General features: G+C 68.6%; 23 protein-coding genes. 12 read left to right on the top strand and 11 right to left on the bottom strand.

The annotated features are described in order from the left end of the window. The first annotated feature begins 14 nt into the window (after positions 1-14). Positions 15-749: a methyltransferase domain-containing protein gene (locus IEX72_RS06465; RefSeq protein ID WP_188786562.1), complete on the top strand. Its 735-nt coding sequence runs from the start codon at positions 15-17 to the stop codon at positions 747-749. A gap of 34 nt (positions 750-783) precedes the next feature. On the opposite strand, the gene IEX72_RS06470 is transcribed toward IEX72_RS06465, so the two are convergent. Both IEX72_RS06470 and IEX72_RS06475 read right to left on the bottom strand, forming a co-directional pair. After that, entirely contained in the window at positions 784-1,338 is a 555-nt protein-coding gene (locus IEX72_RS06470; protein WP_188786563.1) for a hypothetical protein, read from the bottom strand. 104 nt (positions 1,339-1,442) lie between these two features. Continuing rightward, positions 1,443-1,766, bottom strand: coding sequence for a transcription factor S (locus tag IEX72_RS06475; RefSeq protein WP_188786564.1), 324 nt, complete (start codon positions 1,764-1,766; stop codon positions 1,443-1,445). 111 nt (positions 1,767-1,877) lie between these two features. Here IEX72_RS06475 and IEX72_RS06480 point away from each other — a divergent pair, with 111 nt between their 5' ends. From IEX72_RS06480 to IEX72_RS06490, 3 genes are all read left to right on the top strand, one after another. After that, positions 1,878-3,839, top strand: a complete 1,962-nt coding sequence (locus IEX72_RS06480; RefSeq protein WP_188786565.1) for a hybrid sensor histidine kinase/response regulator — start codon at positions 1,878-1,880, stop codon at positions 3,837-3,839. Positions 3,840-3,921: 82 nt separating this feature from the next. Then, entirely contained in the window at positions 3,922-4,443 is a 522-nt protein-coding gene (locus IEX72_RS06485; RefSeq protein ID WP_188786566.1) for a DUF5797 family protein, read from the top strand. Positions 4,444-4,649: 206 nt separating this feature from the next. Further along, positions 4,650-6,245, top strand: a complete 1,596-nt coding sequence (locus tag IEX72_RS06490) for a hypothetical protein (RefSeq protein ID WP_188786567.1) — start codon at positions 4,650-4,652, stop codon at positions 6,243-6,245. A gap of 64 nt (positions 6,246-6,309) precedes the next feature. Here the strand turns inward: IEX72_RS06490 and IEX72_RS06495 are convergent, their stop codons facing one another. After that, positions 6,310-7,350, bottom strand: a complete 1,041-nt coding sequence (locus IEX72_RS06495) for a DUF5787 family protein (RefSeq protein WP_188786568.1) — start codon at positions 7,348-7,350, stop codon at positions 6,310-6,312. Positions 7,351-7,355: 5 nt separating this feature from the next. Beyond that, positions 7,356-7,814, bottom strand: coding sequence for a bis(5'-nucleosyl)-tetraphosphatase (locus IEX72_RS06500; protein ID WP_188786569.1), 459 nt, complete (start codon positions 7,812-7,814; stop codon positions 7,356-7,358). A 209-nt stretch (positions 7,815-8,023) separates the two neighbouring features. Between IEX72_RS06500 and IEX72_RS06505 the strand changes: the two genes are divergently transcribed. From IEX72_RS06505 to IEX72_RS06515, 3 genes are all read left to right on the top strand, one after another. Next, positions 8,024-8,356: an uS10/mL48 family ribosomal protein gene (locus IEX72_RS06505; RefSeq protein ID WP_188786570.1), complete on the top strand. Its 333-nt coding sequence runs from the start codon at positions 8,024-8,026 to the stop codon at positions 8,354-8,356. 69 nt (positions 8,357-8,425) lie between these two features. Continuing rightward, entirely contained in the window at positions 8,426-9,694 is a 1,269-nt protein-coding gene (locus IEX72_RS06510) for an amidohydrolase (protein ID WP_188786571.1), read from the top strand. A gap of 75 nt (positions 9,695-9,769) precedes the next feature. Then, complete coding sequence (locus IEX72_RS06515; RefSeq protein WP_188786572.1) at positions 9,770-12,253, top strand: DUF7527 domain-containing protein; 2,484 nt, start codon at positions 9,770-9,772, stop codon at positions 12,251-12,253. Positions 12,254-12,370: 117 nt separating this feature from the next. Here the strand turns inward: IEX72_RS06515 and IEX72_RS06520 are convergent, their stop codons facing one another. Continuing rightward, positions 12,371-12,676: a hypothetical protein gene (locus IEX72_RS06520; protein WP_188786573.1), complete on the bottom strand. Its 306-nt coding sequence runs from the start codon at positions 12,674-12,676 to the stop codon at positions 12,371-12,373. Between the two features lie 206 nt (positions 12,677-12,882). Here IEX72_RS06520 and IEX72_RS06525 point away from each other — a divergent pair, with 206 nt between their 5' ends. The 3 genes from IEX72_RS06525 to IEX72_RS06535 all read left to right on the top strand — a co-directional run bounded on the left by IEX72_RS06525 (position 12,883) and on the right by IEX72_RS06535 (position 15,369). Then, entirely contained in the window at positions 12,883-14,214 is a 1,332-nt protein-coding gene (locus tag IEX72_RS06525) for an adenylosuccinate synthase (RefSeq protein ID WP_188786574.1), read from the top strand. A gap of 176 nt (positions 14,215-14,390) precedes the next feature. Then, positions 14,391-14,579, top strand: a complete 189-nt coding sequence (locus tag IEX72_RS06530; protein WP_188786575.1) for a methytransferase partner Trm112 — start codon at positions 14,391-14,393, stop codon at positions 14,577-14,579. 94 nt (positions 14,580-14,673) lie between these two features. Next, positions 14,674-15,369, top strand: a complete 696-nt coding sequence (locus IEX72_RS06535; RefSeq protein WP_188786576.1) for a DUF7524 family protein — start codon at positions 14,674-14,676, stop codon at positions 15,367-15,369. A 136-nt stretch (positions 15,370-15,505) separates the two neighbouring features. Here IEX72_RS06535 and IEX72_RS15360 read toward each other — a convergent pair whose 3' ends face one another. After that, the gene (locus IEX72_RS15360) at positions 15,506-15,640 is read right to left on the bottom strand and encodes a DUF7128 family protein (RefSeq protein WP_268238878.1); all 135 of its coding nucleotides are present in this window, start codon (positions 15,638-15,640) and stop codon (positions 15,506-15,508) included. Between the two features lie 109 nt (positions 15,641-15,749). Between IEX72_RS15360 and IEX72_RS06540 the strand changes: the two genes are divergently transcribed. Further along, complete coding sequence (locus IEX72_RS06540) at positions 15,750-17,939, top strand: AAA family ATPase (protein ID WP_188786577.1); 2,190 nt, start codon at positions 15,750-15,752, stop codon at positions 17,937-17,939. Between the two features lie 51 nt (positions 17,940-17,990). On the opposite strand, the gene IEX72_RS06545 is transcribed toward IEX72_RS06540, so the two are convergent. After that, positions 17,991-20,843: a DEAD/DEAH box helicase gene (locus IEX72_RS06545; protein WP_188786578.1), complete on the bottom strand. Its 2,853-nt coding sequence runs from the start codon at positions 20,841-20,843 to the stop codon at positions 17,991-17,993. Positions 20,844-20,925: 82 nt separating this feature from the next. Between IEX72_RS06545 and IEX72_RS06550 the strand changes: the two genes are divergently transcribed. Beyond that, positions 20,926-21,099, top strand: a complete 174-nt coding sequence (locus tag IEX72_RS06550) for a hypothetical protein (RefSeq protein WP_188786579.1) — start codon at positions 20,926-20,928, stop codon at positions 21,097-21,099. Positions 21,100-21,191: 92 nt separating this feature from the next. Here the strand turns inward: IEX72_RS06550 and IEX72_RS06555 are convergent, their stop codons facing one another. The 4 genes from IEX72_RS06555 to IEX72_RS06570 form a co-directional block, all read right to left on the bottom strand. After that, a complete protein-coding gene (locus IEX72_RS06555) occupies positions 21,192-22,010 on the bottom strand; it encodes a metallophosphoesterase (RefSeq protein WP_188786580.1) in 819 nt (272 codons plus the stop codon). Beyond that, complete coding sequence (locus IEX72_RS06560; RefSeq protein WP_188786581.1) at positions 22,010-23,701, bottom strand: hypothetical protein; 1,692 nt, start codon at positions 23,699-23,701, stop codon at positions 22,010-22,012. Before IEX72_RS06560 ends, IEX72_RS06555 begins: the two co-directional genes overlap by 1 nt. After that, positions 23,698-24,969, bottom strand: coding sequence for a Single-stranded DNA binding protein (locus tag IEX72_RS06565; protein WP_188786635.1), 1,272 nt, complete (start codon positions 24,967-24,969; stop codon positions 23,698-23,700). Before IEX72_RS06565 ends, IEX72_RS06560 begins: the two co-directional genes overlap by 4 nt. Before the next feature lie 75 nt (positions 24,970-25,044). Then, positions 25,045-25,350, bottom strand: coding sequence for a DUF7520 family protein (locus IEX72_RS06570; protein WP_425603785.1), 306 nt, complete (start codon positions 25,348-25,350; stop codon positions 25,045-25,047). Between the last annotated feature and the right edge of the window lie 241 nt (positions 25,351-25,591).

Below are 25,591 nucleotides of genomic sequence, written 5' to 3' on the forward strand. Positions count from 1 at the left end.
CGAGAGTACTCGGTATGAGCTACCTCCTCGTCCACGACGACCGGGAGTACCTCCGGGCGCCCGGCGACGAACTCCACACCGACCTCGGGGTGCTCGAGGTCCCCGAGGACGTCGACCCCGGGACCGTTCTGGAGACACATCTCGGCGAGCCCTTCGTGGTGCGTCGGCTCCGCGGGCCCGACCTGTTCAACCACTTCGAGCGGACCGGCGCGCCGATGATGCCCCGCGACGTGGGGCTGGTGATGGGCCACACCGGGGTCGCGGCGGGCGACCGGGTGCTCGACGCGGGGACTGGAACGGGCGTCCTCGCGGCGTACCTCGGCCGGTGTCACGCCGAGGTGACCTCCTACGAGGTCGACGCCGACTTCGCCGACGTCGCACGGGAGAACATGCGGCTCGGCGGCGTGGCCGACCGGGTCGACGTCCGGACCGGCGACCTCACCGACCACCTCGACGACGCCGCCGAGGCGGGTCCGTTCGACGCGATCACCCTCGACACCGGCGACGCGCCCGCGGTCGTCGCTGCCGCCCCCGACCTGCTCGCGCCGGGCGGCTACGTCGCGGTCTACTCGCCGTTCGTCGAGAACAGCCGCGAGAGTGTTGTGGCCGCGCGGGAGGCCGGGCTGGTCGATATTGAAACACTGGAGACCATCCAACGGGAGATGGACTTCGGCGACCGTGGCTCCCGCCCCTCGACCGCGGGTGTCGGCCACACCGGCTACCTGACGTTCGCGCGCAACAGCGTCTGATCGACGGATCGACGGCGACGTCTCGGACGCGACGTCACCGGATCGACCGAAGCATCCCGAATAACTCCTCTCTCCCCTCGTCGCGGTCGAACGACGCCGGGCCGGGGAGCGACAGCGGGTACGCGCCGCCGCCAAGCAGGAACTCTTCACCCGTCGGCCACGCCGCGAAGTACGCCTCCACCGGGAGGTCGCGGTCGTCGAGTTGGACCCGGGCGCGGTACCGCGTCGCGTCCACGTCGTCGCCGCCGACCGCGAACCGATGGGTGTCGGCGCGTTCGATCGCGGCGAAGCCGCGCTCTTCGAGCACGTCCACGAACGCCGACGACGCGCGGTCGGAGACCAAGTTCGTGAGCGCACGTGACGGGGAGTTCGCGGGCCGGATCCGGAGCCGGCTCGCGAACACGAACCGCCACGTGGTCTCGGTGCCGGTCGCGGCCGCGAGCCGATCCCGAAGCGCCGTGTCCTCGTAGATCCGAGTGGTCGCGCTGATGGTCACGATCCGGACGTCAAACGGCGTTGACAACTCCTCGGAGACGAGCCGCCACGACTCGGGGACGTCGAGTTCCGGCGGCGGGACGGCTGCGGACACGGCCGTCGGTTCGGCCGGCGAGTGTTTATAATCCCGTCCCGAAACCGGTGCGGGCGCGGACGGGTGGGGCTGCCGACGCTCCCCGGCGAGGCCCGCAGCCGCCGTCAGTGGTCGTCCTCGCGCCACTTGTGGTCGCACTCGACACACGTGAGGAACCGTGTTTCGGACTCGTCGGCCGACCGGATCTGCTTCATCTCGTAGCGGGCGCTGTCGTGGCCACACTCCGGGCAGATCACCGTCGTCGTCGGCCCGATCTCGGCCTCGTCGACGTCGGACATGTCGACCACCTCGCTGTCCTCGCGCTCGGCGGTCGAGGTCATCGCCGCCTCGCTGTCGGCGTCGCGGGGCTTCTCGGCCCCGCAGCTACCACAGACCCAGACGTCGTCGTCGGTCTTCATCATCGAGCCACAGTCGTCGCAGAACTCCATCGTACCCCCACGGAACGGCTTCAACGACTTAAGCGGCCGGGATAGAGCCGCGGGGACGGCAGGTGATTATTTGTTTGTGTGCCGTGACCGTCCGCCAGGGACAGCGATGGTATGACACCCGACATCGAGACGATCACCGTATTACACGTTGACGACGAGCCGGGGTTCCCGGAGATGGTCGCGTCGTTTCTCGCTCGCGAGGACGACCGGTTCGAGGTGAAGACCGCGAACAGTCCACGCCGCGGTGCGGAGCTGCTGCGTCGGGACGCGATTGACTGTATCGTCAGCGACTACGATATGCCCGACCAGGACGGGATCGAGTTCCTCGAATCGGTCCGCGAAACCCGCCCGGACCTCCCGTTCATCCTGTACACCGGCAAGGGGTCGGAGGCGGTCGCCAGCGACGCCATCTCCGCCGGCGCGACCGACTACCTCCAGAAGCAGTCGGGTAACGAGCAGTACGAACTCCTCGCAAACCGGATCCGGAACGCGGTCGAGCGGTACAACACGGAGCGGGAGTTCCACCAGCGGTCGAGTGCGATCGAAGCCTCGATCGACGGGATCGCGATCCTGAATCGGAACGACGAGTACACCTTCGTGAACCAGGCACACGCCGACGCCTACGGGTATGGCGACCCGGCTGCCCTGCGCGGGAGCACGTGGCGGATGTGCTACGGCGAAGCGGAGATCGAGTGGTTCGAGTCCGAGGTGTTCCCGACGCTGGCCGAAACCGGCGAGTGGCGCGGCGAAGCCGTGGGTACCCGGCGTGACGGGACCACGTTCCCGCAGGAGTTGTCGCTCACGCGTCTCGACGACGGCGGGTTGATCTGCATCGTCCGCGACATCTCCGAGCAGAAGCGGCAGGAACGCGCGCTCACCACGCTCCACGACGCGACACAGGAACTCATCACACTCCGAGACGAGCAGGCCGCCGCGGAGGTGGCGGTCGAAGCCGCACGGGCCGCACTCGACCGACCGCTCGCCGCGCTGTGGCTCGCCGATGCCGACGCGGATCGGCTCGAACCGGTCGCCGTCAGCGAGGCAGGCCAGGACCTCATCGACGACCCGCCGACGTATACCGGCGACGACAGTCTGTCGTGGCGGGCGTTCCAGGACGACGAACTCCGGGTCTACGACGACTTGGAGGCGGCGGGGGAACCGCTGAACGCCGACACCCCGATCCGGAGCGAGATCGTCGTCCCGCTCGGGGAGCACGGGGTGATGAACCTCGGGTCGACGGAGACGGAGGATTTCACGCCGGTCGACGTCTCCCTGGCCCGCACTCTCGGGAAGACGGTCGAAGCCGCGCTGTCGCGCGCGAACCGGGAACGACAGCTCCGGGAACACCGCGACGAACTCGGGCGGCAGAACCAGCGGCTCGAACGGATAATCAACGCCATCTCACACGACCTTCGGAGCCCACTGAGCGTGGCGAAGGGGCGGCTCGAACTCGCACAGTCCGAGCCCGACGGCGACCACCTCGACGACACTGCGGCCGCACTCGAGCGGATCGAAACGCTGATACAGGATCTGGTGACACTCGCCAGGGAGGGAGAGCGTGCGAGCGAGACCGAACCGGTCGACATCGCGGAGATCGCCCGCGCGAGCTGGCGAAACACCGTGACCGACGGGGCGACGCTGCGGGTGGAGACGGACCTGACGGTACGGGCCGACCCGGGTCGGGTGCAGCAACTGCTGGAGAACCTGGTTCGGAACTCTGTCGAGCACGGTTCGACGGACACCCGGACGGAGTCCGGTGACAGTGTGGAACACGGCGGCGGAGCCAGTCAGGCTTCGGGCGACGACAGCGTCGAGCACGGCGGTGTGACCGTCACGATCGGGGCGTGCGATGGTGGGTTCTCCGTTGCCGACGACGGGGTCGGCATTCCGGACGACGACCGAGATCACGTGTTTGAGACGGGGTACACCACCTCGAACGAGGGGACTGGGTTCGGGCTGAGCATCGTTCAGGAGATCGCGAACGCACACGGGTGGGACGTCGGCGTGGCCGGGAGTGCGGACGGCGGGGCACGGTTCGAGATCACCGGCGTCGACGTAGTGTCGGGGTCGTGAGGGGCTCGGCCCGCGCCCGCCAGCGTGGTACCGGCCCAGCAGAAGTTGAAACGTCTTTGTACCTCGGTACGAAGAAGCGGGTGTGACAGACGACGGAACCCTCTCCGAGGAGGCGGTCGGCCGCCTCGCCGACGTGGTGCGGCTGCAGCCGACAAAGAACAAGGAACTGCAGGACCAGTGGGGGTTAGAGTCGGGCAGCGAGGTCCACCAATACCTCGAATCGGCGCTCGGCGACTACTACTACCGCGACGACAACAGCCTGATCCGCGCGACGCCCGAGGCCGCCGACCTCGTTGACGTCAACCCCGGAATCGAGGGCGGCGGGGCCGACGGCGACGGCGTGCCGACCGTGATCCGGGTGCCGGAGTTGGAGGCGCGGGTGTTCGAGGTCGTCGCGGATCACGACGAACGCTCCGAGAGCGTCGTGAGCGTGCTGCACAAGATCAGAGCCAAGTTCGACGTCGACCCGCCGGTCAACGACGTTCGCGAGGCGCTCCAGAGCCTCCGGCGAAAGGGTGTGGTCAAGGTCGTCTACCGCACGGTTCCGACCTTCGGGTTGGCCGCCGCCCGCGACGATATCGACGTCGAGGTGACCGACTTCTGAGTTCACTCGCGAGTTCAGTCGTGGGGTTCGCCCGGTCACAGACCGCGTGTTACCACGACGTCTCGGGAGCTCCGAACTCGTGGCGGGTCGGTTCAGAGCCGACCCAGTACGGCTCCCGACGAAGACAGCGGGTTCGGGAACCGCTCCCTCGTCTCGACGCGCGAGGTGAGACAAATTTAATCTAATCCAAGACAAACGGACATTCGATGCTCGGAAGCTGGACGAAGGGCCAGCTCACGCCCGTTTTTTCGCTTGCGTGTTTCGAGGTCGTGTGGCGTGCAGTGATCGAACTCGCCGGGGCCGCTGACGTCGTCCTCCTGCCGATCGGCGGGGTGCTCTTTTTCAACGAAGTCCTCAACGCGGGCGCGTTTGGTCGGCTTCTCGGCCTCGTCCTGCTCGGGATCGCGACGTTTCAGACGTTGCCCGAGGTGTTTCCGGAGCGCTACATCGACTGGGGGAACGACGTCGTCGTCCGCGTCGTCGTCGCTGGCGGGGTCGTCGCGGTTGCGTCGCTGTTCAACGGCTTGGTGGGTCAGCTTCCCTTTCTCGATGGCGGACCGTTCAGGCCTGGAACGACCGTTCTCACCCTGATCGGTGTCAGTGCGGTCGCCGGGCTTCTGACGACGGACCTCCGAACCCGGTTCGTGCCACAGATCCAGCTGTTTCCGACGTACATTCGATACCGCCCGCTCCCCGGCATCGACACGGTAGAGCGGCCAACGGTCGGTATCATCGTCTCCAGGGTCCTCCTGATCTTGGCCTTCGGCGGCTTGGCGCTCGCTGTCGTGGTTCGGCTGTACCCGCTACCGGAACTGTTTATCATCGCAGTGACGGTGTACGAGGGGCTGTCGGGGCCAGCGACGGTTCGGACCGACATCGCCGAGGGGTTTCTCGCCGGACTGCGCGCCGTCTGGGCCGGCCCGCGGGGCGTATTGGGCGTCAGCTACGGGATCGGCAGCCTTCTGGTCGTCGTCTGGATTGACGTCGCGTACCTCGCCGGCCTCGCGAACCGCGCGGCGGTCGTCGCCGATCCGGTGACGCTACTGGTTTTCGCCGCGACGCTCGGCGTCGGGACGGTTCACGCGGCGACGGGTATCGTCCGGTTGCTCGAACTGTTGCCCGCCGCAGTCGGTGACGACTCTGCACCGACAGTCGACAAGCCAGTGATCCCCGGGTTGCTGTTGCCGGCGGCGGCGCTGTTTGCGTGGTTCGAGTACGTCCGGGGTGGCTCCGATGCGACCTCGTATTCGCTGATGGCGACGGGCCCGGAACTCGGGGTCGCAGTAGTGCTGGCGGCGGTCGCGACCGTGCCGCTTGTCTTCCCGCCGAAGGGGCCGCACCTACCGATGTCGGGGTACCCGCGGATCGCACTGGCGCCGTCGCTGAGTGTCGGGCTCTGGGGAGCAGCACTCCCGGGCAACAACCAGATAGCAGGCCTCGTCACCGGACTGTACGCGCTCGTTATGCTGTCGCTCTCGCCGTTCCTCGGACTGGAAGCGTTTCGACTCGACCGGTACGGGGCGTTCGGAGACTGGTTCGCCGGGGTCCTGTCCGGAACCGCGTTGAGCCGGGTTGGAGCCCCCGGCGAACGCGTGTTCGACCTGCTGGCCGAGGTGTGTCTGGCAGTGGTTGTCTTCGTCGTCGCCGGGGTCCTCTCGCTCGTGTTCCGCGACGCTCCCAACGTGGGTTCGGTCGCGATAGCGACGGTTATGATCCCTGCCGCCGCGGCTGCCGTCTTCCGGGCGATGTTGCTCCCGTTCTACACCCCGGAAGTGATCGTCGACCGACTCGGTTCGTGGTGAGGGGCGACTACGATCGGACGGGACGCGCCCGGTGGGTTCCAGATTGGCCGCTACGGGTGTGGCGTCACGAGTCCGTACCGGGCTCCCGAACCGACCGCTTGCGAACCCACTCCCGACGGCGGCGCAGAAGCGCTCGGATCCCCGTTCCAGGCCCGCCCTCGACCGGCCACCCGCGGGTCCGCCACGCCGGGGGTTCGGGCTCGAACTTCGGGCAGGAGCCCGAACACTCCGCGGCGGTCTGCGAGCGACCCTTCGCGGCGCAGTACGGCACCAGTGCGCGTCCGAACCGTCGGAGCTCGAAGTGGCGGCAGTCCGGCCGCATCGTGTCGTGGTACGACCGCCATCCCCGGCCGTACGCCCGTTCGGCGAGTTCGAGCCGGCGGCCGCGCCGGTCGTCGTCCCGCTCGCCCGGCACCGGGGTCACGCTGCTGGGGTACCACTCGATTGACGCGTCGACGCCGCCGGGTGCGGCGGGCCACCCGTCGGGGCCGTCGCCGGCCGTGCCGGTGTCGAACGCAAGGATTCCGACGTCCACCGGGAGATCCTCAAGCAACGCGGGTTCAACGCGCTCGCCGGTGGTTTCGGTCGCCACCCACACCTCGTCGGCGAGGCCGGTGTCGACGTCGTAGCGGAGTTGCGCAGAGAGCGCCCGCGCCGCGGTGGCGTTGAGATCGGGTTTGTTCTCGATTACGACGATCCGGCGGAGCCAATCGGGGTAGGCGGCGGTTCGGCGGAGTTGGATCCGGTTGCCGTCACGTCTGGTCTCGACGGCGCCGCGGTCCGCCGCGCGGTGGACTGCCGCGCGGACGTACCGCCAGGGGTAGCCCGGATGGGGAAGCGCGTCGCGGTACCACGCCCACTCGGCGGGCGCGTTGCGGACGACGTGGAGCAGATCCGAGTCGAGTTCGTTCGGGCCGAACTCGCCGCGAGCCGCGAGGCCGGCCGGGTCGCACTCCAGGACGACCGTATCCCACCGCCGCTCGGCGGTTCCGAGCTGCCGGGCGACCACGACCGAATCGCCGCTCCGGCCGGTCGGCGGCCACGAGGTTTCGGCCCACCGGCAGACGAGCAACTCGAAGCCGAACTCGGCGTCGGCGGGGTACACGGCGGCTACGCCAGGTATTTGCCGTCAGGACCCTCGCTTTCGGCGGCGAGTTGGTCGAGGTACTCGTGGGCGTTCTCGAAGATCTCCCGCGGGCCGTCTTGGGTGATCGTGTTGAGCGCCTGGTCGTAGTCGCGCCACTGGAGATCCCGATGCTCCGTTGAGAGCTCCGCGCTGGCCTCGAACGAGCGCGCGATAAACAGGTGGACCGTTTTGTGGATGGTCTCGCCGCCGGCCTCGAAGACGTAGTCGTACTCCTCGCGGAACCCGTCGATGAGCCTGAAGTCCTCGATGCCCGCCTCCTCTTTCACTTCTCGGATCGCCGTCTGCTGGAGCTCCTCTTCGCCCTCGACACCGCCTTTGGGGAACTCCCAGTCCCCCGGCCGGCTCTTCAGGAGCAGATACTCCCGTTCGCCGCGGGTGTCGCGGAAGAGGATGGCTCCAGCACTGACCGCTTCGACTGCCATTAGATGCACAAACCGGACAAGGCGTTAAGAGACTATCGGACGGGCAACAGGAGCGAGACCCACGACTCAGGGCGGGACGAACGGGGCCTGACGGCGCGAGTGACCTCCCGAGACGGGACTGCGGGCCGCGCGTCCGCGCGCCCGCCGACGGGCAAACGGCCGCCTATGGGTGTGCTTTTACCCCTCCCGCCCGACGTATCGCGTATCCAATGACTTTCGTCACGAAGCTCCGGTTCCAATCGGGGAACCGGTACGAACTGGAATCGGCTGTGTCGGACCTCAAGTCGATGATCGAGCGCAAGGGCGCCGAGTGTAAAGGTCCACACACTACCCCCCCAGAGGAGGAGTCGGTGCCGCAGTCCCGGACGCTCGGGCCGGGAGCGAAGTTCGCGCCGTGGGAGTACACCGTCTACTCCCGCCAACTCGAGATCCACGGGAACGACCACATCGCCCGCGAGGTCGGCCACCGGAAGTTCCCCGAGAGCGTCCACGTCGAGATCGAGGTCGAACATCGAAAGCCCGCGGGCCACCTCGACCGGTAGCCGGCCCCCGCTCCGGAGCCACCACCGCGTCGCCGACGCGTCTTTACCCTTCGGTTGTGCAGACGGAGTATGACCGCCACCGACCTTCTCGATCTCAGACGCGACCTGCACCGACACCCCGAACCCGCCTGGCGGGAGTTCTACACCACCGCACGCATCGTTGAGGAACTGAAGCGCCGCGACCTCGACGCGCTCTACGTCGGCCCGGACGTCCTCGCCGACGACCGCGTGGGCGTGCCCGACGACGACGACCTCGAGACGTGGCGCGAGCGGGCTCGGAGTGCGGGCGCGCGGGCCGACATCCTGGACCGTCTCGACGGCGGTCGCACGGGCGCACTCGCAGTGGTCGAACGGGGGGAGGGGCCAACGGTCGGACTCCGCGTCGACATCGACGCGCTCCCGATCCGGGAGGCCGACACCGCCGACCACCACCCCGCGGCGGCGGGGTTCCGCTCGGAGCACGAGGGGTATATGCACGCCTGCGGCCACGACGCCCACACCACGATGGGGATCGGCGTCCTCGACGCCGTCCTCGACAGCGAGTTCGCGGGGACGCTGAAGGTATTCTTCCAACCCGGCGAGGAGCGGATCGTGGGCGGCGAGCCGATGGCGGACTCCGGGCACCTCGACGACGTCGACTACCTGTACGCGGTCCACATCGGGCTGGATCATCCCTCCGGCGAGGTCGTGGCCGGGATCGACGGGTTTCTCGCGGTCGCACAGTTCGGTGCCGAATTTCGGGGAGCGTCGTCGCACGCGGGAGCGCGACCCGAGGCGGGCGACAACGCCATGCAGGCGGCCGCGACTGCGATCGGGAACCTCTACGGCATCCCCAGACACTCCGAGGGCGCGACCCGCGTCAACGTCGGCGTGATCGAGGGCGGAACCGCGACAAACATCGTCCCCGGGCGGGTCGCGATCGAAGGCGAGGTCCGCGGTGACACCACCGACCTGATGGAGTATATGGACGACAGCGCCCGCCGGGTGATTGAGTCGGCCGCGGAGACGCACGGCTGCGAGGTCGCAGTCGACAACCTGGGTCGCGCACCCTCCGCCCGGAGCGATGCCGAACTCCGCGAGGTCGTCGCCGGCGTCGCGCGTACCACCGACGGCGTCACGTCGCTTTTGGGGTCGGACCACCTCGGCGGGAGCGAGGACGCCACCTACCTGATGCGGCGGGTCCAACAGCGTGGCGGGAAAGCGTCGTACGTCGGGATCGGCACCGACCACCCCGGCGGCCACCACACCCCGACGTTCGACGTTGACGAAGACACGGTCGGACTGGGGATCGAGGTACTCGCGGGTGCGATCGTCGAGACCGCGTCGCGGCGGCCGTAGTAGCAATCGCGGCGATCGACGGGTCGTCTGACGCTCCGGAAAGTATTTGATCCGGATTCGGTCATACGTATGTACATGAATAGTCGAGCCATCGACGTGGTGACCGGGTGGGGGACGGTCGCCACCCCCGGGGGGTATGAGGGACTCCGCCAACTCGCCGACGCGGAGTTCAGCGGGGCCGTCTCGACCGGAACCGCGTGGGCGTTCGTCCTGAACGGTCGGGTCATCGGGGTGTTCGAGGGGGAACTTGAGGACTTCGAGGACGCCGATCTGGTGGCGTACCGCGCCGCCCACCCCTGTCTGCCCCTGCTGTTCGCTATGCAGGAGCGCGGTGGCGAGACCCGCGCGAACTACTACACGAACGAGACGCCGCTTCGAGAGGTGGACCGGACGCTCGAAGGCGGCGGGTTCACCGGGTACGTCGAACTGTCGGAGAACGTCCTCTCGGGGGATTACTACGTTGTTTACCACGGCGGGAAGTCGATGAGCGCCGCGTTCGTCGGGAGTTCCGAGCGGTTAGTCGCCGGGGAGGAGGCGTTCGAGACCGCCGCCGACGAAGTGGGGATCTACGACGTCGTCGACGTCGACATCGAACTCATCGACATCCCAGAGCCCGAACCGTCGGCCGAGGGTGACAACGACGGCGCCGGCGCGGACGGTGCAGAGGCCGCAGCCGCGGGTCCCCTCGACGGAACAGACCCGGACGTGTCGGACGGTACGGAAGCCGACCCGGGCGGGAACGCGGCCGGCGACGGGTCTGCGGCCCCCCCTGACCTCACCCCGGAGACCGACCCCGATGCCGGGACGGAAGCCGAGACGTCGGACTCGGCGAACGCCGGCGTGGCCGCAGAAGCGCCGGTGGACGACGACACAACGGACATGTCTGGCGAGGAGGGAGCCGCAAGCGCCGACCCGGAACCGGGTGAGGGGCGGACGATCGACGCCGAGTCGGCAGTCGACCCCGAGTCGGCAGTCGACCCCGAGTCGGCAGTCGACGCCGACCCCGACACCGCGACCAGCGTCGACGCAGACGCCAGGGAGGCCGCGGGTGTCGACGCTGACCCCGACCGCGACGCAGACGCCCAACATAGCGGCGGAGAGCACGGAGGGCCCGAAACGGCCGGAGAGTCAGAAGCGCCCGGAGGCGCGGCGGTCGAGGGGCCGGCAACGCGACGCCCCGCGGGAGACGACACGCCGACCCGCCCGGAACCGGTCAACGACGGGGAAGCGGCGGATTCGACCGCCCACGACACCGTAAGTGACTCCCCGGAACCGCCCGGCACCGGCGCCGCCGGATCGGATCCGAGCGAGACTGGGGGGCAACCGGCCGGAGCCGAGGGTGGAGACAGCGCACGCACCGACGAGCAGCGGTGGCAGCAGGCGCGGAGCATCCCGTCGCTTGACCCCGCGGCCTCGACCGCCGGCAGGGAGGACAGCGCCGAAGACCGGGGCAACCAGGACGCCGCGCGCGAGCGGATCGGACAGATGCAACGACAGCGGCGGCGACGGCGGGCAGCACGGGATCGGACGGGCCCGGACGCGGGCCGTGATTCGACCGACCGCAACGGGGCAGAGAGCGAGTCTCGGGCCGACCGCGACGCAGACGCCCTGCAGGAGCGGCTTTCGAACGCGAAAGACCGGATTGAGTCGCTGGAGGCCGACCGCGACGACCTCCTCGCGGAACGTGAGACGCTGGCCGAGGACCGAGACAGGCTGCGGAGCGAGCGAAGCGAGCGAGCAGAGCGGATCGACGCGCTCGAAGCCGAGCGCGACCGGCTCCGCGACGAGGTCGACCGGCTCCAGTCGCGGCTCGACACCGACGATGACGGGACCGCCCTATCCGAGTCGATGCCGTCGGACCGAGCGCTCTCGGGGACGAACCTGTTCGTCCGGTACGACAACAAGGGGCAGGCCACGCTGAAACACGCACACTCGGGCGAGGCGTCGCACTCGGACGTCCGGGAGAACCTCCGCCTCGAACACCACACCACCTTTGAGACCGACGGCGTCGGCATCGACGACCGCCCCTACGAGGAGTTCCTCCACAACAGCACCGAGTACGCGTTCGCACGGTGGGTGGTCTCGGACCTCCTCTACGAGATCGGCGAGACGGGGAACCGGTCGGGATTGGCAGGGGTGTTCGACGCAATCCCCGAGATCGACCGGATCGAACTCCGTGGTGAGGTCGGCGTTGAGACCCACGACGGCGTCGAATCGCGTGCGTTCGACGTGGTCTTCCGGGACCGGATGGGCGATCCGTTGTTCGTGGCGGACATCAACCCCTCGCGCGATGCGACCACCGAACCGATGGTGGGGTCGCTCGTGGAGAACGCCCACACGGTCGCGAGTGCGGCGGAGACGGTCGGTGCGGGGTTCTATGTCACCGAGTCGTTCTACGAACCCGGTGCGCTGGAGACGGTCGCGAACCGGACCGGCGGGGGAATCCTCTCGCGGTCGAGCAAACGCTCGTTCGTGAAACTGTCACGGAAGCAGGGGTATCACCTCTGTCTGGTCGAGGCCCGGGGCGGGGAGTTTCACCTGAACGTGCCCGAACTGTGAGATATCGTGCGGTTTCGGGGTTGAGGACGGCCACCGGGAGAAAAACGCGTACGGGGGTGTGACAGTACGCACCCGCCGCAGGACGGCGCGGCCGACGACCCACCGGCTGGATCCGTGTCAGCCCTCGATTTCCACCGTCTCTTCGATCTTCATGTCGTCGAGTTTGTCGACGATCCCGTCGAGTTTCTCGTCGAGTTCGTCGACGAACTCCGCGGTCCGCTCGGTCGTGATCGCGCCCTGACTCGACGGCTCGATGAGGCTCTCCTCTTCGAGGACGCGGAGAGAGTACCGGACCTTGTGATGTGGATACCCGGTCTCGTTCGACATCTTCACGATCCCGATCGGCTCGCTGTCGATCACCATCCTGAGGACCTGGAGGTGTCGTTCGAGCATGTCCACTTCTTTCTCCAGTCGATCTATCATGTTATCTGTTAACTCGTCTGGTCAGGTTTTAAATGTTGCCCTCCGGCGCGGGGATCAGCGGCTCCGGCCGAGTGTGACGGGTCGGACGGGAGCGTGTCGGCGCCCGCATCGGACTGCCGCGGGGGTCCGCCCGATCGAGTGCCCGTTAGACGCTTCTCGCGTGGCGGACCGTAATGGGTTTTACGGGGCGCGGAGAAGCGGCGTGTATGACTGTGACGATCGTCGGTTCCCAGCTGGGCGACGAGGGCAAAGGCGCCTTGGTCGACCTGTGGGGAGGCGGCGCAGACGTCGTCGCCCGGTATCAGGGCGGCGACAACGCGGGCCACACCGTCGTCGAGGGCGGCGACGAGTACAAACTGTCGCTGGTTCCGAGCGGCGCCGTCCGCGGGACAACCGGCGTCCTCGGCAACGGGTGTGTGGTGAACCCGCGGACGCTCTTCGAGGAGATCGACGGCCTGCGCGACCGCGGGATCGAACCGGACGTGCGCGTGGGCCGGCGCGCACACGTGATTATGCCGTATCACCGGGTGCTCGACGGAATCGAGGAGGAAGCAAAGTCCGACTCGGATCTCGACGCGGGCACGACCGGCCGCGGAATCGGCCCGACCTACGAGGACAAGGCGGGGCGACGCGGGGTCCGGATCGGCGACCTCTTGGATCCGGAGGTGCTCAGGGACCGACTCGAATACGTGGTGCCGCAGAAGCGCACGCTCGCGGAGGACGTCTTCGGCATCGAGACCGGCGAGGCGTTCGACGTCGACGCGCTATTCGAGGAGTACCGCGCGGTCGGCGACCGCCTCGCCGAGGAATCCATGACCGTCAACGCCGGGGAGTTCCTCGGGAGCCACCTCGACGAGGGCGACGAGCTCCTGTTCGAGGGTGCACAGGGGACCTCGATCGACATTGACCACGGCATCTACCCGTACGTGACCTCCTCGAACCCGACCGCGGGCGGCGCGGCGACCGGGACGGGCGTGGGCCCAACGGTCGTCGGCCGCGGCGAGGTCGTCGGGATCGTGAAGGCGTACCTCTCGCGGGTCGGCACCGGGCCGCTCCCGACCGAACTCGACGGTGACGACGAGGCGCTGGCCGACGCGATCCGGGAGAAAGGCGGGGAGTTCGGCACCGTCACCGGCCGGCCGCGACGCATCGGGTGGCTCGATATGCCGATGCTCCGCCACGCCGCTCGCGCCAACGGGTTCACCGGGATCGCGGTCAACCACATCGATGTCCTCGCCGGCTTGGACGAAGTGAAGGTGGGTCACGCCTACGAGCTCGACGGCGAGGAGCGGTTCACGATGCCCGCGACCACCGAACGGTGGGGTCGGTGCGAGCCGAACCTCCGTTCGTTCGAGCCCTGGCCCGAGGTCGAGTGGTCGGTCGTCGCCGAGGACGGGTACGACGCCATCCCCGAGAACGCGCGGGCGTACCTGGAGTACGTCTCCGAAGAGCTCGACGCGCCCACCTACGCTGTCGGCGTCGGCCCCGACCGCGCGGAGACGATCGAACTCGTCGATCCCTTCGAGACCGGGGCGTAGGGGGAGCGCGTCGCCGCGTTCGGAGGGCGGGACGTCTCACCGACAACGGGGGCGAGGTGTGGACGCGGTGGGAACCCTGAGTGGGGTGAGTCGGGGGGCCGAACGCTCCGCACCCGGTTGTCGGGAGGTGACCAGAATCCGTAGCCTTTTCACCGCCGCTTGCCTTCCAAGACGTGATGAAAGAGTCACTGATGGACATCCTCTGTGACCCCCTCGATAAGAGCGACCTCGACCTCGAAGTCGACGAACGCGACGGCGACGAGATCATCGAGGGACGGCTGATCGGCAGCGTCACGGGGGAGGTCTACCCGATCGAGGACGGGATTCCGAACCTCCTGCCCCCGGACATGCGCGACGACGAGTAGCCGTTTCACAGAAAACTCAAGCCGGATGCCCCGAGGCTTGACCCCGAGGCTGCTCACCTGAACGCTTTTACACGTCGGTGTCGTGGCTATCGACGTGTCAGAGTCGCTCTCGGTCGAACTGAACGCCGGTTCGGTTCACGCGGTCGACGCTCCCGGGGCGTTCACCGCCCGGGGGCCGTTCCACCTCGAACTCTCGAACACCGGCGGGGCCGTACACGTCCACGTCAACCTCGACGAGGACCTCTCGCGGGCGGCCCGACTGCGGGAGGTGAACCACTACGTCGAGACCGGCGAGACCGTCCGGATACCCATCGGCACGGTGCCGGGTCACGGCGACGTCACCGGTTCTCTCGAGGTCGTCTCGGGGTACGGCGCCGAGCGGGAGCGGATCGAGGTCACGGTTGCCACCGGCGACCGCACCGACGAACGCGACGGCGGAGGCGACCGCAGTGGCCCACAACGGAAGCGCGGCGACGGCGCCGCGGGTGATCGCGAACCCGCAGCGCGAACCGCCACCCCGTCCGCCGAGGGACGCTCACCCGACCACCCGATGGAGCGGTCCGCGACCGGGATGGGTGTCCGGGGGCTGGTGAACCGGTCGCTTCCGGACGTCCTCACCTCGGTCGAGACGACCGCCCGCGAGGGGGCGGCATTCGTCGTCCTCGCCGCGCTCGCAGCGGTGATCGGAATCGCGGTGGGACTGACCGTCGGCGACCCGCTCCTGTCGCTGGTCGTCGGTGTCGTCGTCGTGTCGACTGTCGGGGTAGCGGGGTGGTTGCTGCTGGGGTAGCGGGAGACGGGCCCAAACGCCAACGCGCGACGTCACGGTGCAGCGGGCCGGTTACGGAGAATCGTGGAGAAGGCCCCGTGCTTTAGCGCGGGGAGGATGTCAACGGCCAGCACCTGCAGGTGGCAGACGGCGACACTCACTGTAGATACGATGGTTCCTCGGCGTCGCAGTTCTGCTCGTGGGCCTCGGCGTTGGCTTCGTCATCGAGCAACAGGCCGCACTCGTCGCACTCGTACCACGTGCTTCCGTCCCGCTGTACGGTCGAGACCATACCGTGAAGTTGTTTGTCAGATAAAAAAGCGCTTCCCCGACGGTGGCGGCCGCGCGTTCGTCCGGTCCACCCGGGCAAGACAAAAGACCGCGGGCGACGAACCGAACGTATGAGCGCGGACGAGGGCCTCGAACTCACAGTTCGCGGGGCCGAAAAGCGGGACGCCGGCCGGGGGATCGCCCGGCTGCCGGAACCGGTCAGAAAGCGATTGGGTGTCCTCAGCGGCGACACCGTGGTCGTCACAGGGGCGAGCGAGACCGTCGCGAAAGTGTGGCCTGCCGGCGGTGACACCCCCGACGACGCGATCTTGGTCGACGCCGACACCCGGACGAACGCCGGCGCGAAGATCGGCGGCGTCGTCACGGTCCGGACGATCGACGTCGACGACGCCCGGTCCGTCACGCTGTCGATGCCCGACGACGTGGCGTTCGAAGACAACGAGCGCGCGGTCGAACTCATCAAGCGCGCGATCCGGGATCGACCGATCCAGCCCGGCGGCCAGATCCACTTCGAGTCGTTGAGCGCCGATCCGTTCGTGGTGGGGGAGACCGCGCCGGACGGGATGGTCAGGGTCACCGACTCGACCGAACTGAAACTCTCCACAGAAGGCCGCGTGAGCCGTGTCGTCTCCTCGATCGCGGGCAAAAACGAGAACGCGGACGCCCCCCCGGCCGGCGGATCCGACGACACGGGGGCCTCGCCGACGATCACCTACGAGGACATCGGCGGCCTCGACGAGGAACTCGACCTCGTGCGGGAGATGATCGAACTCCCACTCTCCGAACCGGAGGTGTTCGCTCACCTCGGGATCGACCCGCCGAAGGGCGTGCTGCTCTACGGGCCGCCCGGGACCGGCAAGACCCTGATCGCACAGGCGGTCGCCAACGAGGTGGACGCCACGTTCGTCGACGTCTCCGGCCCGGAGATCATGTCGAAGTACAAGGGCGAAAGCGAGGAGAAACTCCGCGAGAAGTTCGCCGAGGCGGGCGAGAACGCCCCGGCGATTGTCTTTTTCGACGAGATCGACTCCATCGCGGGCAAGCGCGACGACGACGGCGACGTCGAAAACAGAGTGGTCGGCCAGCTCCTGTCACTCATGGACGGTCTCGACGCCCGCGGGGACGTGGTCGTGATCGGGGCGACCAACCGGGTCGACACCCTCGACCCCGCGCTGCGCCGCGGGGGCCGGTTCGACCGCGAGATCGAGATCGGCGTGCCCAACGAGCAGGGAAGACGGGAGATCCTCGACGTCCACACCCGGCGGATGCCGCTGGCCGACGACGTGGACACCGACCGGGTGGCGTCGCGAACCCACGGGTTCGTCGGTGCGGACCTCGAATCGTTGGTGACCGAAGCAGCGATGGTGGCGCTCCGGCGCGGTCGCCGCGACGACGCTGACGCGCCGCTCACGGGCCTGCGGGTGACCCGCTCGGACGTCGACGCCGCGATGGCGGCGGTCGACCCCTCCGCCATGCGGGAGTACGTCGCGGAGTCGCCCACGACCACGTTCGCGGACGTCGGCGGGTTGACAGAGGCCAAGCAAACGCTCGAACGCGCGGTGACGTGGCCGCTCACCTACGCCCCGCTGTTCGACGCGGCGGAGACGGACCCGCCGACCGGCGTCCTGCTCCACGGCCCCCCAGGGACCGGCAAGACGCTGTTGGCGCGGGCGATCGCGGGCGAGAGCGGCGTCAACTTCGTTCAGGTCGCCGGCCCCGAACTCCTGGACCGCTACGTCGGCGAGTCCGAAAAGGCGGTCCGAGAGGTGTTCGAGCGCGCCCGGCAGGCCGCACCCGCGATCGTGTTCTTCGACGAAATCGACGCGGTCGCGACCGATCGCGACGGCGCTGGCGCCGGCGGTGACTCCGGCGTCGGCCAGCGCGTGGTGTCCCAACTCCTGACCGAACTCGACCGCGTCTCGGACCACCCCAATCTGGTTGTACTCGCCGCGACGAACCGGAAGGCCGCCCTAGATCCCGCGCTCCTCCGCCCCGGGCGGCTGGAGTCGCACGTCCACGTGCCAGACCCCGACGACGCGGCCCGCCGGGAGATCCTCGATGTTCACCTCGACGGCCGGCCGGTCGCCGATGATGTCGATCGCGACGACCTCGCGGCGCGGACCGGGGGGCTCTCGGGCGCCGACATCACGGCCGTGGTTCGGGAGGCGTCGATGCGCGCGATTGAGGACGTCGCAGGGGCTTACGATGGCGAGGTCGCGAACGACCACGCCGACGAGGTGGTGGTGACGCCGGATCACTTCGAGGCGGCGCTGAAGCGGGTGGGGTCGTCTGGCGGGTGAACCGTCTCGGGGTCAAGCCCCGTGGCATTCGCCTCAAACAGCCTGTAAAAGTCAGTCCCAGAACGACTGCGTCCGGGCGTACTGCCGCTCCTGTGTGAGAATGTCACGGTAGAAGTCCCGTTCGTCCTCGCGGAGTTTTCCGATGATCCGCGCTGCGGTTTGTGGGCCAACCCCGCGAGCAGCCAAGGCGATCACCGCCTGTTTGCCGTGGCTCTGGACCAAACTCGCGGAGCGGTAGGCCCGCTTCACCAACCGTTCGGCCTCGTCGTCGCGGTCGTGTGCCCTGACTGCGGCGACGGTCTCCTCGTCCCAGGGGTTCAGACACGCGACCCGGGTCGCGCCGCACTCCGGACACTCGGGCTGGTCACGGACGCGGCGCACTTTGCTTTTGCGTTCCCAGTCGGTGCAGTGGAGGCACAACAACCGCACCCGGTCGTCGTGGATCCGGTCTCGAACCGTCTCGATCACGCTCGCGTCGGCGTTCTCGGGAACGACCAACTCCCGGCCGCTGGAGCGGCCACCGGTCCCGACAGGGGTGCGCTCGCGGGCGACCGCCAGAGAAACCGACCCCGCCGTCCCGTGGAGGTCCGAAAGCAACGACGCGGCGGCGTCGCCCGCGAGGTCGACGTGGAAGACCTCTCTGAGGGCTTCATCGTAGACGGGCGTGTCTTCCAGGGCGGCGAGCAGCCGGTCGGCGCCGAAGCGTTCCCGCCCCTGGTACCGCTTGAGCGCACCGAACTTCGCGGCGACCTGCGCGAGCGTGAACTTCAGCGCGTCGGAGTTCCGGAGCGCGAGTTCGAGCGTCGGCTCAACGTGCTCGGGTTGGGTCGTCTCCAGTACGTCGACCACGTCGCGGGCGGAGGCCCGCGATGGAACCTCGAGTTCGATCCGGTACGGGGAGACATCCATCCCGACCGACGACCCGGTACGCTGGCCCACGAGCGCGGCGAGTAACCGACCAAACGTCTCGTTGATCCGGTGACCGTGGGTGCTGTTGAGCACGACCGTCCGGGCGCGCCCCTCAACGACGAACCGGTCGGCCGTCGGGATCGGGTACCCCGCATCGACCTGCCGCTCGATCGGCTCCAACGCGGCTGAGAGGGTGTGCGTGTCGGTCGGGTACCGCGACAAGAAGTCGGCGGCGACCCCGTCGCGGTCGGCACCGCGTTCGAACTGGTCGGCGGCGACCTCGCGGATCTCGCCGACTTCCCGGGCGACGTGGGCGGGGACGGGGATCTCCGAGCCGGTCCAGGAGGGCACCTCGCCGCTGGGGTCCTCGATCGGGGTGACGTTCACCCTCGTCTCGTCGTCGTCGATGTCGTTGATCCGCCACATCTCCCCGCGCTGGACGAACGCCGCCCCGGGTTCGGCGAAGTTGACGACGAACCGCTCATCGAGCGTTCCGATCTGCCCCCGCGAGGAGATGTCGTGGACCTCGTAGGTCTCCTCGTCGGGGATCATGGAGAGATTGGCGTAAAAATACTGCCAGGTGCCGCCCGATTTCTCCAACTGGTCCCGCTCCTCGTCGAGCCACACCAGCCGGTTCTTCGACAGCTCCCGGACGACCCGGCGGAACGTCTCTTCGTCGAGGTCCGCGAAAGGATACGCCGCGGTCACGAGGTCGTACGCGCGCCGCGCCGACACCTCACCCTCGTCCATCACGACTCCAACGATCTGGTTCGCGACCGTATCGAGGCTGGCGTGGTGGATCCGCGCGGGTTCGACCTCACCCGCCACGGCTCGGCGGGCGATCGCGAGCGCCTCCAGGGTGTCGTCCGGCGAGGAGGTTACGAGCGTCCCGCGGGAGACCTCGTCCCGGCGGTGGCCCGCGCGGCCGACCCGCTGGAGCAGGCGGGCGACCTCGCGGGGGCTGCCGTACTGGACGACGTGGTCGACCCGGCCAACGTCGATCCCGAGTTCCATCGAGGAGGTACACACCAACGCGTCGAGATCACCCGTCTTGAACCGCTCTTCAACGTCGATCCGGACGTCCTTCGAGAGCGACCCGTGGTGGACCTCGATCGGGTCACCGAGCGTTTTGAACCGCGAGCCCAGCGCCTCGGCGGTCTGTCGGGTGTTGACGAACACCAGCGTTGACTCGTGGTCGCGCACAATGTTGCGGACGAGTCGGACGTGGCTCGCGATGGTGGCGTCGGTCGCGAGTTCGCCCGCCAACCGCTCGTCTTCGGGTGTCACCTTGGGGTGGACGACTTCGAACTCGACTTCGCTGCCGGCATCCACCTCAACGACCTCAAAGCCGCGGTCGCCCGTGAGGAACTTCCCGACTTCCGTGGGTGACCCGACCGTCGCCGAGAGCCCGATCCGCTGGAAGGGCCCCGAAAGCGCCCGGAGTCGCTCCAGCCCGATGGTCAGTTGGGCGCCTCGCTTCGCGGATGCGAGTTCGTGTACCTCGTCGACAACGACGTGGCGGACGTCCGACAGCGCCGCCCGGAGCTTCCTGCCGGTCAGCATCGCCTGGAGCGTCTCGGGCGTGGTCACAAGCACGTCCGGCGGGTCGTCGGCCTGCTTCGACCGCTGGTACTGCGTGGTGTCGCCGTGGCGCACGTCGATCTCGATGTCCAGCGTCGACCCCCACCACTCCAGTCGCTCGCGCATATCGCGGTTCAGCGCCCGCAGCGGCGTGATGTACAGCGCCGACAGCCCCTCGCGGTCCTCGGGGTCGGCGCGGACGATGGCGTCGAACACCGGAAGCATCGCAGTCTCGGTCTTTCCGGTCCCGGTGGGGGCGATCACCAGGGCGTTCCGGCCGGTCGAAAGCGGCGGGATTGCCCGGCGCTGCGGCTCCGTCGGGGTCTCGAACCCCCGCTCCGAGAGCGCTGCACGGACCGCGCTGCCGAGGCTCGCGAACGCGTCCATTCCGCGCGAGGCGGACCGGTCTGTCATCGCTACTACTACCGGCGCGACGGGATTAAGCCCGACGTTCCGAAGCCTACGGTTCAAATACCGCGGCGTCCCGTCGACGCGTATGTGTCCCTACCGGAGCTTCTGGATCGCGGTCCTCGCGTACGGCGCGTTGTCGGCGGTGGCCGCCCTGCCCCCGACCGGCCCCGCGTCGGCAATCGGCGGCGTCGCGGGCGTCCTCGTCGCCGTCAGCGATGGGTACGCGCTCCTTCGCCCCGATCGCGTCTGGGGGCCGTAGGGGTGGAACCCCTGTCCCCGCGGCGGTCAGCAGCGCCGCGCTCTACGCGGGTATCACCGCCCTCGGCGCCGTCTGATCCACCCACCCCACGGCTACACCGTCCGATACGGCCCCAGCCGCGTCCCGTCGAGCAGGTACGCGTCGGTCCGGTCGTCGACGAGCGCGTCGGGGAGGAACGGTGCGAGAAGGCCCTGCCCATCGACGTTCACCCAGGTACCGCCCGAGCGGTCGTTGAACGCGGGAAAGACAACCAGGTCGGGGTCGTGCCACGCCAACGCGGCGACGTTGACGCCCCAGTGGTCGGCGAACGGCTCGGGGTGGAGTGGTCCGCGGAGCCACGCCCGTTCCTTCCGCCCGCCACCGACGCTGTCTTCCAGCCGCACGGCAGGGTGCTCGTGGCCGACGCAGAGCACGTTGCCCGCAAGCACGTCCCGTGTGGGCCACGTGTGACCGTGAGCGAACCCGACACGCCCCAGTCTGGTCCCCCCGGTGTCCGCGAGGGTGAACCCGTCCTCGCCCGCGAACCGCTCGGCGACGCCGGTATCGTGGTTGCCCGGAACCAGTGTCACCGGGACGCGGTCGAGTAGGGCGCCCAGAAGGTCGTCGAGTTCGTCGGCCTCCGCGCCGTCGGCGCCGCCGACGCGGTGGCCGAGATCACCGAGGGCAACGAGGTGATCCGCGTCAGTCCGGTCAAGCAGGCCGAGCAGCCGGATTCGGCGGAGGTCCGCGCTGCTCTCGAGTTCCACACCCCGCTCGTACCGGAGTCCGGCCTCGATCCCGGCGTGGTAGTCGGCGACGACCAACGCGACGCCGTCGCCGGTCCGGACCGTTGCAGCGGGATCACCGAGGATCGGCTCGACCAGCGGGCCGGAGTCCGGCGACCCGGTCGCAAACCCCGTCGTATCGGACATCAGATGGCTTTCAGCCGTCCCTCGGCGGGTTCGTAGCATTTCCCGCCCATCAACGCGTCCTGGATTGCGGACTCCACCGCGTCGGGGTCAACGCCGTGTTTCTCGACAACTGTCTCCACGACAGCCTCCTGGTCTGCGCCGTCACCATCGTCGAGATCGTTCATAACCTCGACGGCGGTCGTTTCGAGGTCGATGTCGGCGGCCGCATCGGGCGCCTTGATATCAGTGTCGGCGGCCGCATCAGGCGCCTTGATATCAGTGTCGGCGTCGCTCCCGGTGTCCGCCGCCCCCTCGGGGCTTGCTTCGGTGGTCGGCTCCGTTTCGATGCCGGGAGATGAGGGTGACGCCTCAACGTCGGCCGCGGTGTCGCCCTCGGCCGCCGCGGCCGCCTCAGCTTCGAGGTCGTCGACGTCCGGCACGTCGATGTCGGCCTCCCCGGGGTCGTCCACCTCGTTGCCGGTGGCGAACTCGGTTCCGTACTCGGATTCGACCTCGGCGCGCTCCGCCTCGTCGAGTTCGTACACATCCGATTCGTCCGGGGGGTCTCCGGCGCCAAAGTCGCCGAGGTCGTCGGCGTCCTGGTCGGAACCGCGGTCCGTATCGCCGGCGTCATCCGCCGACATCGACAGTTCGGAGGCTGCGGGGTCGGACGCCGTCGCGTCCGGCTGTCCGGGCTCCGCGGCGGTGTCCGCCGACCCCGACTCTTGAGCCGCCGTCGTCGTCGCCGCGGCGTCCGCCGTGTGGTCGGCTGTCGCATCCGCGGTCGAACCGTTGTCGGCGTCCGCCGCGGCGTCCGAACCGGTCTCAGGCCCCATCGTGGTCGCAGCATCGACACCGTCGGCCGCGTGGCCTCCGACGTCGGGACGGCTAGACTCCGGTGTCCCCCCGGCGGAATCGACCGACGTGTCGCCGGACTCCGGTGTCCCCCCGGCGGAATCGACCGACGTGTCGCCCGGTTCGAGCGATGCTGCGGGGACTTCCGGGAGCGCCCCGAGTTCGCCCGGTCCGGACTCATCGGGGGCGACGTCGAGCGTTTCGACGGTGTCGCGGTCGCCGGCGACGAGTTCCAGCGCCTGGACTGTGAGTGTGCGGACCGCCTCGAGGTAGTGTTCGGTCGGTCGGTAGTGGTCGATCGCGAGCGCGACGCCGCTGGCGTGTGCCGCGTCGACGCCGCGGGACTCAAGCGCCGTCCGAAGATCATCGGCGCGAGCGTCGATGTCGAGCGCCGCGGCCATCGTCGCAATCCGATCGAGCGTGTCGACGGCGGCAGCGACGACCCACCGGTCGCGGGTGTCGGCGTCGACTTCGGTGAGGCTCTCGGGACGGACCGAGGTGAAGATGCGGTCGGAGTCTTCGGGCTGGTAGGTCCGGCCCTTCCCGGTGATTGAGACGAAACACGGCGGGGTCGCCCGTTCGAGGAACGCCGCGGCGTCGGGCTGATACTGGCCGGCGTAGGTCACGAACGCCCCGGTCGGATCCGCGATCCGACCCCGGAGCGCGTCGTCGTTGACCGCCTCGACCGTGGTGAGCGCGCCGGCTGCGAACACCCGGTTAACCCGGGCGCCGGTCGGCGTCACCACGTAGTTGGGCGCGCGCTCCTCGTCGCTCTCCGAGTACGAGAGCGTGGCGTCGTTGAACTCCGCGGCGAAGACCCGCCGGGCTACCTCCCGCTCTTGGATCTCGTCGCTCATTGTCGCACCTCCCTCAGACGGTCGGCTGCGAGTCCTGCGGGGTCGTCGCCGGTTCGCTCGAACTCGGTCGCTTCGAGGTTCGCGCCGTAGTCGTCGACCGAGAGGTTCCCGCGCACCCGATACTCCCGGCCCACGATCCGCTCGCGGATCTCGTCGGCGACAACTTTCTTGTCCATCGCGTCGCGGGCGGCGGTCATGGCCTCGGCCATCGTTCCGTCGTAGACCAACTCGGTGAGGTCGCGGCCGAGCATCGCAGTCACCGTCCCGGTACCGTCGTCGACGATCGCTTTCACGCGCATATCGTCCTCGCCGTCGACGTCGCCGTGTGCGCGGCACTGGCCGTTCTGGAGCACCCGCCCGCAGTCGGGACACCGCTCGATCAGTCCCGAACCGTCCCGGACCTCGAGGACGTTGCCGACAACCTCGACGTCGAACAGGCCCCCAGCGCCGACGGCCTCCCCGATCGGGAGTCGCGTCGCGTCGTCGTCAACGTCGACCGAGCGGCCCAGCGGGGTGACGGTGGTGTACTCCGAGAGGTTCACCTGCGGGACGCCCCGGAACTCCCGGACGTACACCTCCTCGAAGCGGTGTTCCGACTCCTCCCGGAGTTCGGGGCGGGCCGCCCAGTCGGTGAAGGGGAGCCGCCCGCTCTCGTCGGCAACGACACCCGACCGAATGGTGGTATCCCCGTTACGACCGTCGATGACGCGCTCTTCCGATTCGATGACTTCGACCTCAACGTTGCGGCCGCGGTCGCCCGCCCGCAGATCCACGAGGCCGGTGTCGCCGCCGACCTCGTAGGGAACCTCCACGGGCGTCGTCTCGATGGCGACCGTCGAAGACTGGCCGATATTGAGCTCGGGTTCGCCGTCCCACTCCCGGACGCCGGCGTTACCGACGGTGATGGAGTCGCCGGGTTGGAACCCGAAATCTTCCCACGCGGTGTAAGAGATCCGGCCGGTTTCGTCGGCGAACTCCCCCTCCCGGATTGTCTGCTCGTCGCCCTGATACCGGATCGACCGGCGGCCGACCGAGAGTACGCGGACGGTCACGGTGACGTTACCGTCTCCGGTGGTGACGTCGTCGATGTCTTTCGTGGTGGGCGCCGCGTCGTTGCCGCCACCACCGCCGTGTTTCCGGCGGATGCTCTGTTTGGCCTCGTCGACGGGCACACTGTACGACAGCAGATTCTCCAAGTCGTCTTTGACCTCCGCTTTGTCAACACCGAGGGCGGAGGCGAGTTCCTCGGCGTGATCGTCTACGTCCATCATCACGGTCGTACGTCCGCCCGGGATAAAAAGGATCGGCGGCTCGGGGTCGGACACCGTCGGCCGAACCGTGGCTCACCCGCCGTCATCGATTCTCTGTGAGACGTAGACCACGAGCGAAAGCGGGACCCCGAGCACCAGAGCCAGTGTCAGCCCGCCGTAGGCGGCGAATCCGAGTGGCGTGGCGGGGAACGGGACAATGAACAGGAACTGGGGCTGTTCGAGCCCGCTCACGAACGTCCCGGTCAGCAGCCCCGCCGCAGCCCCGACGCCGGTCAGGGCGGCGTAGAGTACGAGCACGAACCGCTGCCCGTCGCGCCCGGCCGACTCGGCCGCCGACGTCGGCGTCTCCTCTCCCCCGGTGGCGTCGTGTTCGGTCACACCGTTGTGTCGGGTGTGGGGTCGGTTAAGCCACGCGCTCGCCGTCGGGTCGATCCCACGAAACCGACGCTGATTTGATCGCGCCCTGTCAACGCCACGTATGAGTGACAGAGATCTCTTGGGGATCGTTCTCGCCGCGATCGTGGTGCTGATGTTCGCGACCGGCATCATCCTCGCGATCTGAGAACGGGATCTGGTCCGGCCTGCCGGGGAGTTGCATCGGACCGACAGTACACCCGGA

It is taken from the genome of Halobellus salinus, from assembly GCF_014646875.1.
In the GTDB taxonomy this organism is placed as follows: Archaea; Halobacteriota; Halobacteria; order Halobacteriales; family Haloferacaceae; genus Haloquadratum; species Haloquadratum salinum.